Here is a 13,671-nt window from a genome sequence, read left to right as displayed (position 1 = left end):
TTCACTCCCGATGGTCGTGGGTCTGGGTGATACGGCCTTGTTCCACGTGGAACAAGGCAACTGGCGTTTCCGTCTGCCAGCCTTCCCTCAGTAATTCGTGATCTACACAGGTGATGAACACCTGGCAGCGTAATTCTTCAAGCAAGCGGCACAGCGCGCGGCGATGCTGGTCATCCAGCTCGGACGGCAGGTCGTCAACGAGATAAATACAGTGACCGCGGCGAGCCTGACTGACGAGGTGGCCCTGGGCAATGCGCAATGCGCACACCACCAACTTTTGCTGACCACGCGACAGAATGTCGGCTGCGTTATTGGCAGCCAGACGAAGACGCAAATCAGCACGTTGCGGGCCGGCTTGGGTGTGACCCATCTGCTGATCGCGAAGGAGAGAGGAGGCGAGTACTTCTTGCAGTTCCCGGTCCTTGTCCCAGCCTCGATAGTAGCTAAGGGTCAACCCGTCCAGCTCGACCAGCTCGCTCAGGGTTTGCTCGAAGACGGGCTTCAAGGCCTTGATGTAGTTGCGACGGTATTCATCTATTTCCGCGCTGGCCAGGCATAACTCCCGGTCCCAGGCGGCTTGCGAAGCTGGGTCAAGTGTACCATGCCGCAACCACGAGTTCCGCTGCCGCAGCGCCTTCTGCAGACGTTGCCAGGCTGGCAGGAATCGAGGTTCCACGTGGAACACACCCCAATCTAAAAACTGTCGGCGGATTTTCGGTGCACCTTCCAGCAATCGAAAACTGTCCGGGTTGATCAACTGCAGCGGCAGCATTTCAGCAAGTTGAGCAGCGCTCTTGGCATTCTGCCCATCGATGCGAATCGTGAAGTCGCCCGCCCGCTCCCTTGATACGCCCAGGCTGCTGGTGCCGCCCTCAGCCAACTGCACTTCGCCAAACACGGTACAAGCGGGCTGCTCATACTGGATAACCGGGTTCAGGCGAGTGCTGCGAAATGACCGGGCAAGGCCTAGCAGGTGCACGGCTTCGAGCACACTGGTCTTGCCGCTGCCGTTGGCGCCGTAAAGGATATTGATGCGGGGGGAAGGTGAGAGAGTCACCGGGTGCAAATTGCGCACCGCGGTGACCATGATACGTCGAAGGGACATTTCGCCTGCTACGAATTACAGACGCATCGGCATGACAACGTAGGAAGAATCGTCATTGCCAGCTTCCTGCAGCAGGGCACTGCTGTTGGAATCGGACAAAATCAGACGAACTTGCTCGGTAGTCATAACGCCCAACACGTCCAGCAGATAGCTGACGTTGAAGCCGATTTCCAGCGAGCTACCTTCGTAGTCCACGCCGATCTCTTCTTCCGCTTCTTCCTGCTCAGGGTTGTTGGCCTGGATTTTCAGTTGGCCGGCTGCCAGCTGCAGGCGAATGCCACGGTACTTCTCGTTGGAGAGAATTGCAGTACGGCTGAACGCTTCACGCAGCGCCTGACGGTCACCAATAACCAGCTTGTCACCGCCCTTCGGCAGCACTCGCTCATAGTCCGGGAACTTGCCATCGACCAGCTTGGACGTGAAGGTGAACTCACCAGTGGTCGCACGAATGTGGTGCTGGCCAAGTACGATGCTGACCATGCCTTCCGGATCGGTCAACAAGCGCGCCAGCTCAAGAATACCTTTACGTGGAACGATGACCTGGTGACGATCGTCCTGCTCGATCGGAGCGCTCATCGAGCACAGCGCCAGCCGGTGGCCGTCTGTGGAAACCGCACGCAGAGTATTGCGCGACACTTCCAGCAGCATACCGTTGAGGTAGTAACGCACGTCCTGCTGGGCCATGGCGAAGCTGGTGCGCTCGATCAGGCGGCGCAGCTTGCTCTGTTCCAGGTTGCAGGTCAGCGAGCCCGGGCCTTCTTCAACGGTCGGGAAATCGTTGGCAGGCAGGGTCGACAAGGTAAAGCGGCTGCGGCCGGCTTTGACCAGCAGCTTCTGCTCGTCCACCTTGATGTCGATCAGCACATCGTTCGGCAGGCTCTTGCAAATGTCCATCAGCTTGCGCGCCGGGACAGTGATCTCGCCTGGCTCAGCCGGCTCTTCCAGTTGCACGCGGCCAACCAGTTCGACTTCCAGGTCGGTACCGGTCAACGACAGCTGCTGGCCTTGCACGACCAGCAGGACGTTGGACAGAACCGGCAAGGTCTGGCGGCGCTCGACGACACCGGCGACCAGTTGCAGGGGTTTCAACAGGGCTTCGCGTTGAATGGTGAAATGCATGGTCTAGTCCCTTGCCTTCAATTAGCTGCGCTGGCGAACGTCAAGTCGTCAGCGTCCGCAGCAGGTTCTTGTAGTCCTCGCGGATGTCCGCGTCGGATTCCTTCAATTCGTTGATCTTGCGGCAGGCGTGCAGCACGGTGGTGTGGTCGCGGCCGCCAAACATGTCGCCGATCTCGGGCAGACTATGGTTGGTCAATTCCTTCGACAAAGCCATGGCTACCTGACGCGGCCGCGCAACGGAGCGCGAACGGCGTTTGGACAACAGATCGGCGATCTTGATCTTGTAGTACTCGGCCACGGTGCGCTGAATGTTATCCACACTCACCAGCTTGTCTTGAAGCGCCAGCAGGTCCTTCAACGACTCACGAATCAGCTCGATGGTGATGTCACGGCCCATGAAGTGCGAGTGAGCGATCACCCGCTTCAGAGCGCCTTCGAGTTCACGTACGTTGGAGCGGATACGCTGGGCGATGAAGAACGCAGCATCATGCGGCAGTTCTACCTTGGCCTGATCGGCCTTCTTCATCAGGATCGCGACGCGGGTTTCCAGTTCCGGCGGCTCCACGGCCACCGTCAGGCCCCAGCCGAACCGCGACTTCAGGCGTTCTTCCAGGCCTTCGATTTCCTTCGGGTAGCGGTCGCTGGTGAGAATCACCTGCTGACCCCCCTCGAGCAGGGCATTGAAGGTATGGAAGAACTCTTCCTGGGAACGCTCTTTACGGGCGAAGAACTGAATGTCGTCGATCAGCAGCGCATCGACCGACCGGTAGAAGCGCTTGAATTCATTGATCGCGTTGAGCTGCAGCGCCTTGACCATATCCGCGACGAAGCGCTCGGAATGCAGGTACACAACCTTGGCATTCGGGTTCTTCTTCAGCAGGTGGTTACCCACAGCATGCATAAGGTGGGTTTTACCCAGGCCCACGCCGCCATAAAGGAAGAGCGGGTTGTAACCATGCTTGGGGTTGTCAGCAACCTGCCAGGCCGCAGCGCGGGCCAGCTGGTTCGACTTACCTTCGACAAAGGTCTCGAAGGTAAACGTGCGGTTCAGGTAGCTGGTGTGCTTGAGCGCGCCTTCCACCTGGACCGTGCGCTGTTCGGTACGGTTGCCAGCAGCAGGTGCTGAAGCGTTGTCGCCCATGCCGTCGAAGCTGTCACGCGAAGCCGTTTCACCCACCTCATTCACCTGCACCGGTTCAGCCAGCGGCGCCTGAACCGGCTCGGCTACGGCGGCCACGGTGGGCGCCGCTGCCTGCTGAGTCTGGTTTTGAGCAAGCGAAGCAGCGACCGCAGCACTGACAGGCGCATTAGGTGCAGCACGTGGAGCGGAGCTGCGACGGCTGCCTATTAACAAGGAAAGGGCTGGCGCCATGCCGCTGCCATTTTCACCCAACAGTTCGAGCAGACGGCCCAGGTACTTTTCATTCACCCAATCGAGCACAAAACGGTTAGGCGCATAGACGCGCAACTCGTTGCCTTCGGCTTCGACCTGTAGCGGACGGATCCAGGTGTTGAATTGCTGGGCAGGCAGTTCATCGCGCAGAAGCTCCACGCACTGCTGCCAAAGTTCCACTGACACGGATATCCCCTGAGTTGAAAGCCGGATGAGGCAAAAACAAACCGCCATTGTACCGGTCGAGCGATCAGTTATCCACATGTGGAAACATTCTGAGCCATGACAAAACAGTCATTTAGCGGCCAAAACGCCTTCCAACCACTGTGAATAAGGCCTGTGGATAACCGACCTTGAGGGCTATGCACAACCCTGAGGTGAGCCCTGTTGATAACTTCACTGTGGATAACGACGCATTCTATCCACAGGCTATTCTCACGTCCAACACAAGCGCAGCACCTGTTACCGACAAGGTTTCAAAATGCTGTATATCCCGTGTTTTCTGGTCTTGACGCAGTTATCCACAGAAGGTTATCCACCTAAGATTTATAAGTTCTTCAGAAAAGCTTTTTATATGTCTCTTCTTTTTTTTAATTCTGTCTCCCATTTGCCTGCCCGATCAACCCATCCCAGCACCCATCGACCAAAGCACCTTCTATACGGAAAGACTGGTTGGAAATTGACCTATGGGCTTGCTTTCTCTAGAATCGCCGATCTCTTAAAAAGGGGGCCATTCCGGCCCGTAGTCGACAAACCCAGGTAACAACGCCATGAAACGTACTTTCCAACCAAGCACCATCAAGCGCGCTCGCACCCACGGCTTCCGTGCCCGTATGGCTACCAAGAACGGCCGCGCTGTTCTGTCGCGTCGTCGCGCCAAAGGCCGTAAGCGTCTGGCCATTTGATTTTTCGGCACAGGTGGTGAGTCAGGACTTCAGTCGGGAAAAGCGACTGCTTATACCCCGGCACTTCAAAGCGGTCTTCGACTCCCCAACCGGCAAGGTTCCAGGGAAAAACCTGCTGATCCTTGCTCGCGAGAACGGCCTTGATCACCCGCGCCTCGGCCTGGTGATCGGCAAGAAGAGCGTCAAGCTCGCCGTTCAGCGCAACCGCCTCAAGCGCTTGATGCGTGATTCCTTCCGGCTCAACCAGCAAATGCTGGGTGGCCTGGATATAGTGATCGTCGCGCGCAAGGGATTGGGTGAGATAGAAAACCCGGAATTGCACCAACACTTTGGCAAGCTCTGGAAACGCCTGGCGCGCAGCCGGCCAACTCCAGCGGCAAACGCCGATTCCGCAGGGGTAGACAGTCAAAATGCGTAAACTGGCCCTCGTTCCGATCCAGTTTTACCGTTACGCCATCAGTCCCCTGATGGCCAATCACTGTCGTTTCTACCCCAGTTGCTCCTGTTACGCTCTTGAAGCCATTGAAAACCATGGCCTCTTGCGTGGCGGGTGGCTAGCCGTTCGTCGCCTGGGGCGTTGTCATCCGTGGAACGACGGCGGTTTCGATCCCGTTCCCCCCGCTCCTTCCTCCCGAACTTCTTCGATAGCCGAGTAATCATGGATATTAAACGCACGATCCTGATCGTCGCCCTGGCAATCGTGTCCTACGTCATGGTCCTCAAGTGGAACGAGGACTACGGCCAGGCTGCCCTGCCGACTCAGAATACTGCTGCCAGCGCCACTGCACCGGCCTTGCCGGATGGCGTGCCGGCCGGTAACGCCAGCGCCGATGTGCCGAGCGCCAATGCCGAATCCAGCCCTGCCGAACTGGCGCCGGTTGCAGTCAGCAAGGACCTGATCCGGGTCAAGACCGATGTCCTGGACCTGGCTATCGATCCGGTCGGTGGTGACATCGTCCAACTGAACCTGCCGCAATACCCACGTCGCCAGGACCACCCGGACATTCCGTTCCAACTGTTCGACAACGGCGGCGAGCGTGTCTACCTGGCTCAAAGCGGCCTGACCGGCGCCAACGGCCCGGATGCCCGCTCGTCCGGTCGCCCGCTGTACGCTGCCGAGCAGAAGAGCTACCAGCTGGCCGATGGCCAGGAACAACTGGTGGTCGACCTGAAGTTCAGCGACAACGGCGTCAACTACATCAAGCGCTTCAGCTTCAAGCGCGGTGAGTACGACCTGACCGTCAGCTACCTGATCGACAACCAGAGCGGCCAGGCCTGGAGCGGCAACATGTTTGCCCAGCTCAAGCGTGACGCCAGTTCCGACCCGTCGTCGAGCACCGCCACCGGTACTGCGACCTACCTTGGCGCTGCCATGTGGACTGCTTCCGAGCCTTACAAAAAGGTCTCGATGAAGGACATCGACAAAGGTAGTTTGAAAGAAAATGTGTCCGGCGGCTGGGTTGCCTGGCTGCAGCACTACTTCGTGACCGCCTGGATTCCGGCCAAATCGGACAACAACGTTGTCCAGACCCGCAAGGACAGCCAGGGCAACTACATCATCGGCTACACCGGCCCGGCCCTCAGTGTTCCAGCTGGCGGCAAGGTCGAAACCAGTGCCATGCTGTATGCCGGTCCGAAGATCCAGTCCAAGCTGAAAGAGTTGTCCCCAGGCCTGGAACTGACCGTTGACTATGGCTTCCTGTGGTTCATCGCCCAGCCGATCTTCTGGCTGCTGCAACATATCCACAGCCTGCTGGGCAACTGGGGCTGGTCGATCATCGTTCTGACCATGCTCATCAAGGGCCTGTTCTTCCCGCTGTCGGCTGCCAGCTACCGCTCGATGGCGCGCATGCGTGCCGTGGCGCCAAAGCTCGCCGCACTGAAGGAACGCTTCGGTGACGATCGCCAGAAGATGTCCCAGGCGATGATGGAGCTGTACAAGAAAGAGAAGATCAACCCATTGGGCGGCTGCTTGCCGATCCTGGTGCAGATGCCGGTCTTCCTGTCCCTGTACTGGGTACTGCTGGAAAGCGTCGAGATGCGCCAGGCACCATGGATGCTGTGGATCACCGACCTGTCGATCAAGGATCCGTTCTTCATCCTGCCGATCATCATGGGCGCCACCATGTTCATCCAGCAGCGTCTGAACCCGACTCCGCCGGATCCGATGCAGGCCAAGGTGATGAAAATGATGCCGATCATCTTCACCTTCTTCTTCCTGTGGTTCCCGGCTGGTCTGGTGCTGTACTGGGTTGTGAACAACTGCCTGTCGATCACTCAGCAGTGGTACATCACCCGCCGTATCGAAGCAGCCAGCAAAAAAGCTGCTGCTTGACGGGCTGCTGCGCTAGCCTGTGAATAAAAACGCCCCCTCGGGGGCGTTTTTGCTATCTGTCGTTTTTGTCGTAGAGGCTTTCGAGCATGAACACTGTGCGTGAAACCATCGCCGCCATCGCTACCGCCCAAGGCCGCGGAGGCGTCGGTATCGTCAGGCTGTCAGGGCCATTGGCAAGCAAGGCCGGCCAGTTGATCACCGGCCGAACGCTGACGCCACGGCATGCCCACTACGGGCCATTCCGCGACGAAGATGGCCTGGTGCTGGATGAAGGCATTGCGCTCTTCTTCCCAGGGCCCAACTCTTTCACGGGCGAGGATGTACTCGAGCTGCAGGGCCATGGCGGCCCGGTGGTGCTGGATATGCTGCTGCAGCGCTGTGTACAAGTCGGCTGCCGTCTGGCGCGGCCTGGTGAATTCAGCGAGCGTGCGTTCCTCAACGACAAGCTCGACCTGGCCCAGGCCGAAGCCATCGCGGACCTGATTGAAGCGAGCTCCAGCCAGGCCGCGCGCAACGCCTTGCGCTCGTTGCAGGGTGAATTCTCCAAGCGCGTGCACAGCCTGACAGAGGCGCTGATTGCCCTGCGCATCTACGTCGAGGCGGCGATCGACTTCCCTGAAGAAGAAATCGACTTCCTTGCCGATGGCCATGTGTTGTCGATGCTCGATGCAGTACGTGCCGAGTTATCCACTGTGCAGCGCGAGGCCGGGCAGGGTGCCTTGCTGCGCGACGGTATGACGGTAGTCATCGCTGGTCGCCCGAACGCCGGCAAGTCGAGCTTGTTGAACCAACTGGCGGGGCGCGAGGCCGCAATCGTCACTGACATTGCCGGCACCACCCGCGACATTCTTCGGGAACATATCCACATCGACGGCATGCCGTTGCACGTGGTCGACACCGCTGGCCTTCGGGATACCGATGACCATGTGGAAAAAATCGGTGTGGAACGTGCGCTGAAGGCTATTGGAGAAGCCGATCGGGTGCTGTTGGTGGTCGACTCCACCGCACCTGAGGCCAGTGACCCGTTCGCCTTGTGGCCCGAGTTTCTCGATCAGCGGCCAGACCCGGCCAAGGTCACGCTGATCCGTAACAAGGCCGACCTCAGCGGTGAGCGGGTAGGGCTGGAGCTGTGCGACGACGGCCACGTAACCATCACCCTGAGTGCCAAGGGCGACGACCAGGGGCTGCAGCTGCTGCGTGATCACCTCAAGGCCTGCATGGGTTATGAACAGACCGCCGAGAGCGGTTTCAGCGCCCGCCGGCGCCATCTGGATGCCTTGCGCCAGGCCAGTTCGCACCTGGAGCATGGCCGCGCACAGCTGACCCTGGCTGGCGCGGGTGAATTGCTGGCGGAGGACCTGCGTCAGGCGCAGCAGGCGCTGGGTGAGATCACCGGAGCGTTCAGTTCCGATGACCTGTTGGGGCGGATCTTCTCCAGTTTTTGCATCGGCAAGTAGCCCACAGCCAGAAAAATCCAAGGCCGCTCCTTCGGGAGCGGCTTTTTTTTGCCTGCAATTTATCCACTCGTCGGATCTTTCGAAACCCACACCGGCCTCTGTAGGAGCGGCTATAGCCGTGAAGGGGCCATTACAGGTCTGCATAAAATCATCCACAGACACTATTTCCTGTTCAGGAGCCCTGTGGAAAACCCGCCTTCAGCCCTCTTGATAAGCAGGCTTTTTTTAGGGGGACAAATCCGCCTGTGGGTAAAGTGGCATTTAATCCACAGGCTAAAAGACGTTATCCAGAACCCTCATGGTGGGTAAGCCACAGGGTTCAATTTCTCTGTACACCACGCATTTAGAGGCTTGTAGAACCTTATCCACAGATAAGCCTGTGTATAAGAATAAACATAAAAACAAAGCTTTTATAAATTTCTTCTCTTTGATTTCTGTTGTCTGCCACTCATCCACAGACTGGTCAAAATTTGCTCAGACGGTTCCTTTAGAGGGGGTGAAGTCCCTATACTTGTCCGCTTACCTTCTCTATTCGCAAAAACAGGCACGAGGTGCGTGGTGGATTTCCCTTCCCGTTTTGAAGTGATCGTCATCGGCGGCGGCCATGCCGGTACCGAGGCTGCGCTTGCGTCAGCACGCATGGGTGTGAAAACCCTGCTGTTGACCCATAACGTGGAAACCCTCGGTCACATGAGCTGTAACCCGGCGATTGGTGGCATCGGCAAAAGCCATCTGGTCAAAGAGATCGATGCGCTCGGCGGCGCAATGGCGCTGGCCACCGACAAGAGCGGCATCCAGTTCCGCATCCTGAACAACCGCAAGGGGCCAGCGGTACGCGCCACCCGTGCGCAGGCCGACCGCGCCATTTACAAGGCCGTGGTACGCGAGATCCTGGAAAACCAGCCGAACCTGTGGATATTCCAGCAGTCCTGCGATGACCTGATCGTCGAACAGGACCAGGTCAAAGGCGTAGTGACCCAGATGGGGCTGCGCTTCTTCGCCGAATCCGTGGTGCTGACCACCGGCACCTTCCTCGGCGGCCTTATCCACATCGGCCTGCAGAACCATTCCGGTGGTCGCGCCGGTGATCCGCCATCGATTGCCCTGGCTCACCGCATGCGTGAACTGCCGCTGCGAGTCGGCCGCCTGAAAACCGGTACCCCTCCGCGTATCGACGGGCGCTCAGTGGATTTCTCGGTCATGACCGAACAGCCAGGCGACACGCCGATCCCGGTGATGTCGTTCATGGGCAATGCACAAATGCATCCGCGTCAGGTCAGCTGCTGGATCACCCATACCAATGCCCGCACCCACGAGATCATTGCCTCGAACCTCGACCGTTCGCCGATGTACTCCGGCGTGATCGAAGGTGTCGGCCCGCGCTATTGCCCATCGATCGAAGACAAGATCCATCGCTTTGCCGACAAGGAAAGCCACCAGGTGTTCATCGAGCCGGAAGGCCTGACCACCCATGAGCTGTACCCCAACGGCATTTCCACTTCGTTGCCGTTCGATGTGCAGCTGGAGCTGGTGCGCTCGATCCGCGGTATGGAAAACGCCCACATCGTTCGCCCGGGTTACGCCATCGAGTACGACTATTTCGACCCGCGTGACCTCAAGTACAGCCTCGAGACCAAAGTCATCGGCGGCCTGTTCTTCGCTGGCCAGATCAACGGCACCACCGGTTACGAAGAAGCTGGCGCCCAAGGCCTGCTGGCCGGGACCAACGCCGCACTACGTGCCCAAGGCCGTGAAAGCTGGTGCCCGCGCCGCGACGAGGCGTACATCGGCGTATTGGTCGACGACCTGATTACCCTGGGTACCCAGGAGCCGTACCGCATGTTCACTTCGCGTGCCGAGTACCGGCTGATACTGCGTGAAGACAACGCTGACTTGCGCCTGACCGAGAAAGGTCGCGAGCTCGGCTTGATCGACGACGAACGCTGGGCTGCTTTCTGCGCCAAGCGTGACGGCATCGAGCGTGAAGAACAGCGCCTGAAGTCGACCTGGGTACGTCCGAACACCGAACAAGGCCAGGCGATTGTGGATAAGTTCGGCACTCCGCTGGCCCACGAATACAGTCTGCTCAACCTGCTGGCCCGGCCAGAGATCGACTATGCAGGGCTGATCGAAGCGACCGGCGGTGAAGAGATCGATCCACAGGTTGCAGAGCAGGTCGAGATCAAGACCAAGTACGCCGGTTATATCGACCGTCAGCAGGACGAGATCGCTCGCCTGCGCGCCAGTGAAGATACCCGCCTGCCTGTGGATATCGACTACACCACGATTTCCGGGCTGTCGAAGGAAATCCAGGGCAAGCTCGGCCAGACTCGTCCAGAGACGCTTGGCCAGGCTTCGCGTATTCCTGGCGTCACGCCGGCGGCGATTTCCCTGTTGCTGATTCATCTGAAAAAACGCGGCGCTGGCCGCGAATTGGAGCAAAGCGCTTGAGTTCCCTGGTCACCCCGCAACACGCCGAAGAGTTGTCCACAGGTGCGCGCCAGCTCGGGGTCGAGCTGAGCGCCGAGCAGCACGAAAAGCTGCTGGGCTACCTGGCCCTGTTGATCAAATGGAACAAAGCCTACAACCTCACTGCCGTGCGCGACCCGGACGAGATGGTTTCCCGCCACCTGCTCGACAGCCTCAGTGTCATGTCGTTTATCCACAACGAGCGTGACAACTGGCTGGATGTTGGCAGTGGCGGTGGCATGCCCGGCATCCCTTTGGCTATCCTGCATCCGCACAAGCAGGTGACGGTGCTGGACGCCAATGGCAAGAAGACCCGCTTCCTGACTCAGGTGAAAATGGAACTGAAGCTGGACAACCTTACGGTTATCCACAGCAGGGTCGAAGCTTTCCAGCCATCACTACCGTTCAGCGGAATCATCTCCCGCGCCTTCAGCAGCATGGAGAACTTCACCAACTGGACCCGCCATCTGGGCGACACCGGGACGCAATGGCTTGCAATGAAGGGGCTGCATCCTGCCGATGAACTGGTAGCATTGCCCGCAGACTTCACAGTGGAAAGCGAGCAGGCCCTGACCGTTCCAGGTTGCCAGGGCCAGCGCCATCTGCTGATACTGCGCCGCAAGGCTTGATTGGGAACACACGCAACAATGGCTAAGGTATTCGCAATCGCGAACCAGAAAGGCGGGGTCGGCAAGACCACCACCTGTATCAACCTCGCAGCATCGCTGGCCGCGACCAAGCGTCGTGTGCTGCTGATCGACCTCGATCCGCAGGGCAACGCGACCATGGGCAGTGGTGTGGACAAACACGAACTCGAGCATTCGGTCTATGACCTGCTGATCGGGGAATGCGACCTTGCCCAGGCCATGCACTACTCCGAGCACGGCGGCTTCCAGTTGCTGCCGGCCAACCGCGACCTGACCGCCGCGGAAGTGGTGCTGCTGGAAATGCAGGTCAAGGAAAGCCGCCTGCGCAACGCGCTGGCGCCGATCCGTGAAAATTATGATTTCATCCTCATCGACTGCCCACCGTCGCTGTCGATGCTGACGCTCAATGCGCTGGTCGCTTCCGATGGCGTGATCATCCCGATGCAGTGCGAGTACTACGCGCTGGAAGGTCTCAGCGACCTTGTGGATAACATCAAGCGCATCGCTGCCCGGTTGAACCCGGAGCTGAAGATCGAAGGCCTGCTGCGGACCATGTACGACCCGCGCCTGAGCCTGAACAACGATGTTTCGGCGCAGCTCAAGGAACACTTTGGCGAGCAGCTGTACGACACCGTCATCCCGCGCAACATCCGCCTGGCCGAGGCACCGAGCTTCGGCATGCCGGCGCTGGCCTACGACAAGCAATCGCGTGGTGCACTGGCCTATCTGGCCCTGGCCGGGGAACTGGTACGCCGTCAACGCCGTCAATCACGCACTGCACAAACAACTTAAGGAATCCGCATGGCCGTTAAGAAACGGGGTCTCGGACGTGGGTTGGATGCACTGCTCAGTGGTCCTTCCGTCAGCGCGCTCGAAGAGCAGGCTGTGAAGATCGACCAGAAAGAACTGCAACACCTGCCCGTTGAACTGATCCAGCGCGGCAAGTACCAGCCGCGCCGCGACATGGACCCCGAGGCACTGGAAGAGCTCGCGCACTCGATTCGCAGCCATGGGGTGATGCAGCCCATCGTGGTTCGCCCGATCGACGGTAGCCGCTATGAGATCATCGCCGGTGAGCGCCGTTGGCGCGCCACTCAGCAGGCCGGTCTCGACACCATCCCGGCGATGGTGCGCGAAGTGCCGGACGAAGCCGCCATCGCCATGGCGCTGATCGAGAACATCCAGCGCGAGGACCTCAACCCGCTGGAAGAAGCCCTGGCCCTGCAGCGCCTGCAGCAGGAGTTCGAGCTGACCCAGCAACAAGTGGCCGATGCCGTGGGCAAGTCGCGGGTGACCGTGGCCAACCTTCTGCGCCTGATCTCGCTGCCCGAGGCGATCAAGACCATGCTCGCCCACGGTGACCTGGAGATGGGCCACGCCCGTGCCTTGCTCGGTCTCGAAGAAGATCGTCAGGAAGAGGGGGCGCGTCATGTTGTCGCACGTGGCCTCACTGTGCGCCAAACCGAGGCACTGGTCCGTCAGTGGCTCAATGGCAAGCCTGAGCCGGTCGAACCGAGCAAACCTGATCCGGACATCGCGCGCCTTGAACAGCGGCTCGCAGAGCGCCTGGGCTCTGCCGTGCAGATACGCCACGGCAACAAGGGCAAAGGCCAATTGGTTATTCGCTATAACTCGCTTGACGAGTTGCAAGGCGTGCTTGCTCACATCCGCTGAAACAATTCCCGTTGTAGCGCGCAGTCGGAAATCACTACCGAATAGTTGAATAGGGGTTAATCCACCCCTATACTCTGCGCGCATTTTGTCGGCACAAATTATGCCAAGTCATAACTGACTTGTTGGTCGACTTCCGAGGAGCAGTTGTGATGGAAATCCGCACGCCAAACCGCCTGCCTTTCCATCGCTGGGCGGTTTTTCCGGTACTGCTGGCTCAATTCGTCGTACTACTGCTGGCAACCTTGGTGTTGTGGCAGTGGAAAGGGGCGGTCAGTGGATATTCAGGCCTTTGCGGAGGTTTGATTGCCTGGCTGCCCAATGTGTATTTCGCCTGGAAGGCTTTTCGCTTCAGCGGAGCTCGGGCGGCACAAGCTATCGTCAAGTCGTTTTACGCTGGCGAGGCAGGCAAGATGATTTTGACGGCAGTGCTTTTTGCACTGACCTTCGCAGGAGTGAAGCCACTGGCGCCGTTAGCAGTATTCGGCGTCTTCGTGTTGACCCTTTTGGTCAGCTGGTTCGCGCCCCTGCTGATGAATAAAAGACTTTCGAGACCTTAGGGCGTTTGAG

13 protein-coding genes are annotated in these 13,671 nt (G+C 58.9%); 10 read left to right on the top strand and 3 right to left on the bottom strand.

Going from position 1 to position 13,671, the window contains the following annotated elements; all coding sequences use genetic code 11:
* Position 1: 1 nt before the first annotated feature.
* The 3 genes from recF to dnaA are packed head-to-tail and all read right to left on the bottom strand — an operon-like array spanning position 2 to position 3,803.
* Entirely contained in the window at positions 2 to 1,105 is a 1,104-nt protein-coding gene (gene recF, locus APH27_RS01865; RefSeq protein ID WP_060483832.1) for a DNA replication/repair protein RecF, read from the bottom strand.
* Positions 1,106 to 1,120: 15 nt separating this feature from the next.
* Positions 1,121 to 2,224 (bottom strand): DNA polymerase III subunit beta, encoded by a 1,104-nt coding sequence (gene dnaN, locus APH27_RS01860; RefSeq protein ID WP_060483831.1) that lies wholly within the window; start codon positions 2,222 to 2,224, stop codon positions 1,121 to 1,123.
* A 40-nt stretch (positions 2,225 to 2,264) separates the two neighbouring features.
* Entirely contained in the window at positions 2,265 to 3,803 is a 1,539-nt protein-coding gene (gene dnaA / locus APH27_RS01855) for a chromosomal replication initiator protein DnaA (RefSeq protein ID WP_027917114.1), read from the bottom strand.
* Between the two features lie 584 nt (positions 3,804 to 4,387).
* On the opposite strand from dnaA, the gene rpmH reads away from it, so the two are divergent.
* The 10 genes from rpmH to APH27_RS01815 all read left to right on the top strand — a co-directional run bounded on the left by rpmH (position 4,388) and on the right by APH27_RS01815 (position 13,661).
* Complete coding sequence (gene rpmH / locus APH27_RS25525; RefSeq protein WP_003253163.1) at positions 4,388 to 4,522, top strand: 50S ribosomal protein L34; 135 nt, start codon at positions 4,388 to 4,390, stop codon at positions 4,520 to 4,522.
* Between the two features lie 13 nt (positions 4,523 to 4,535).
* Positions 4,536 to 4,940, top strand: a complete 405-nt coding sequence (rnpA, locus tag APH27_RS25520; protein WP_082434959.1) for a ribonuclease P protein component — start codon at positions 4,536 to 4,538, stop codon at positions 4,938 to 4,940.
* Positions 4,933 to 5,178, top strand: coding sequence for a membrane protein insertion efficiency factor YidD (yidD, locus tag APH27_RS25515; protein ID WP_079230263.1), 246 nt, complete (start codon positions 4,933 to 4,935; stop codon positions 5,176 to 5,178). The genes rnpA and yidD overlap by 8 nt, the downstream gene beginning before the upstream one ends.
* A gap of 2 nt (positions 5,179 to 5,180) precedes the next feature.
* Positions 5,181 to 6,857, top strand: coding sequence for a membrane protein insertase YidC (gene yidC / locus APH27_RS01845; RefSeq protein ID WP_060483829.1), 1,677 nt, complete (start codon positions 5,181 to 5,183; stop codon positions 6,855 to 6,857).
* Between the two features lie 86 nt (positions 6,858 to 6,943).
* On the top strand, positions 6,944 to 8,314 hold the full coding sequence (gene mnmE, locus APH27_RS01840; RefSeq protein ID WP_060483828.1) for a tRNA uridine-5-carboxymethylaminomethyl(34) synthesis GTPase MnmE: 1,371 nt from the start codon (positions 6,944 to 6,946) through the stop codon (positions 8,312 to 8,314).
* A 558-nt stretch (positions 8,315 to 8,872) separates the two neighbouring features.
* Complete coding sequence (gene mnmG, locus APH27_RS01835) at positions 8,873 to 10,765, top strand: tRNA uridine-5-carboxymethylaminomethyl(34) synthesis enzyme MnmG (protein ID WP_027917110.1); 1,893 nt, start codon at positions 8,873 to 8,875, stop codon at positions 10,763 to 10,765.
* A complete protein-coding gene (gene rsmG, locus APH27_RS01830) occupies positions 10,762 to 11,412 on the top strand; it encodes a 16S rRNA (guanine(527)-N(7))-methyltransferase RsmG (RefSeq protein ID WP_027917109.1) in 651 nt (216 codons plus the stop codon). The genes mnmG and rsmG overlap by 4 nt, the downstream gene beginning before the upstream one ends.
* Before the next feature lie 18 nt (positions 11,413 to 11,430).
* Positions 11,431 to 12,222 carry a ParA family protein gene (locus tag APH27_RS01825; protein ID WP_012316952.1) on the top strand — a complete coding sequence of 264 codons (792 nt, stop codon included), beginning with the start codon at positions 11,431 to 11,433 and terminating at the stop codon, positions 12,220 to 12,222.
* 9 nt (positions 12,223 to 12,231) lie between these two features.
* Entirely contained in the window at positions 12,232 to 13,104 is an 873-nt protein-coding gene (locus tag APH27_RS01820) for a ParB/RepB/Spo0J family partition protein (protein WP_027917108.1), read from the top strand.
* Between the two features lie 149 nt (positions 13,105 to 13,253).
* Positions 13,254 to 13,661 carry a F0F1 ATP synthase subunit I gene (locus tag APH27_RS01815; protein WP_008092225.1) on the top strand — a complete coding sequence of 136 codons (408 nt, stop codon included), beginning with the start codon at positions 13,254 to 13,256 and terminating at the stop codon, positions 13,659 to 13,661.
* The last annotated feature ends 10 nt before the right edge of the window (positions 13,662 to 13,671 follow it).

This window comes from Pseudomonas sp. NBRC 111123 (assembly GCF_001320205.1).
Lineage (GTDB): Bacteria > Pseudomonadota > Gammaproteobacteria > Pseudomonadales > Pseudomonadaceae > Aquipseudomonas > Aquipseudomonas putida_J.
This window is presented reverse-complemented; position numbering and strand designations above follow the sequence as displayed.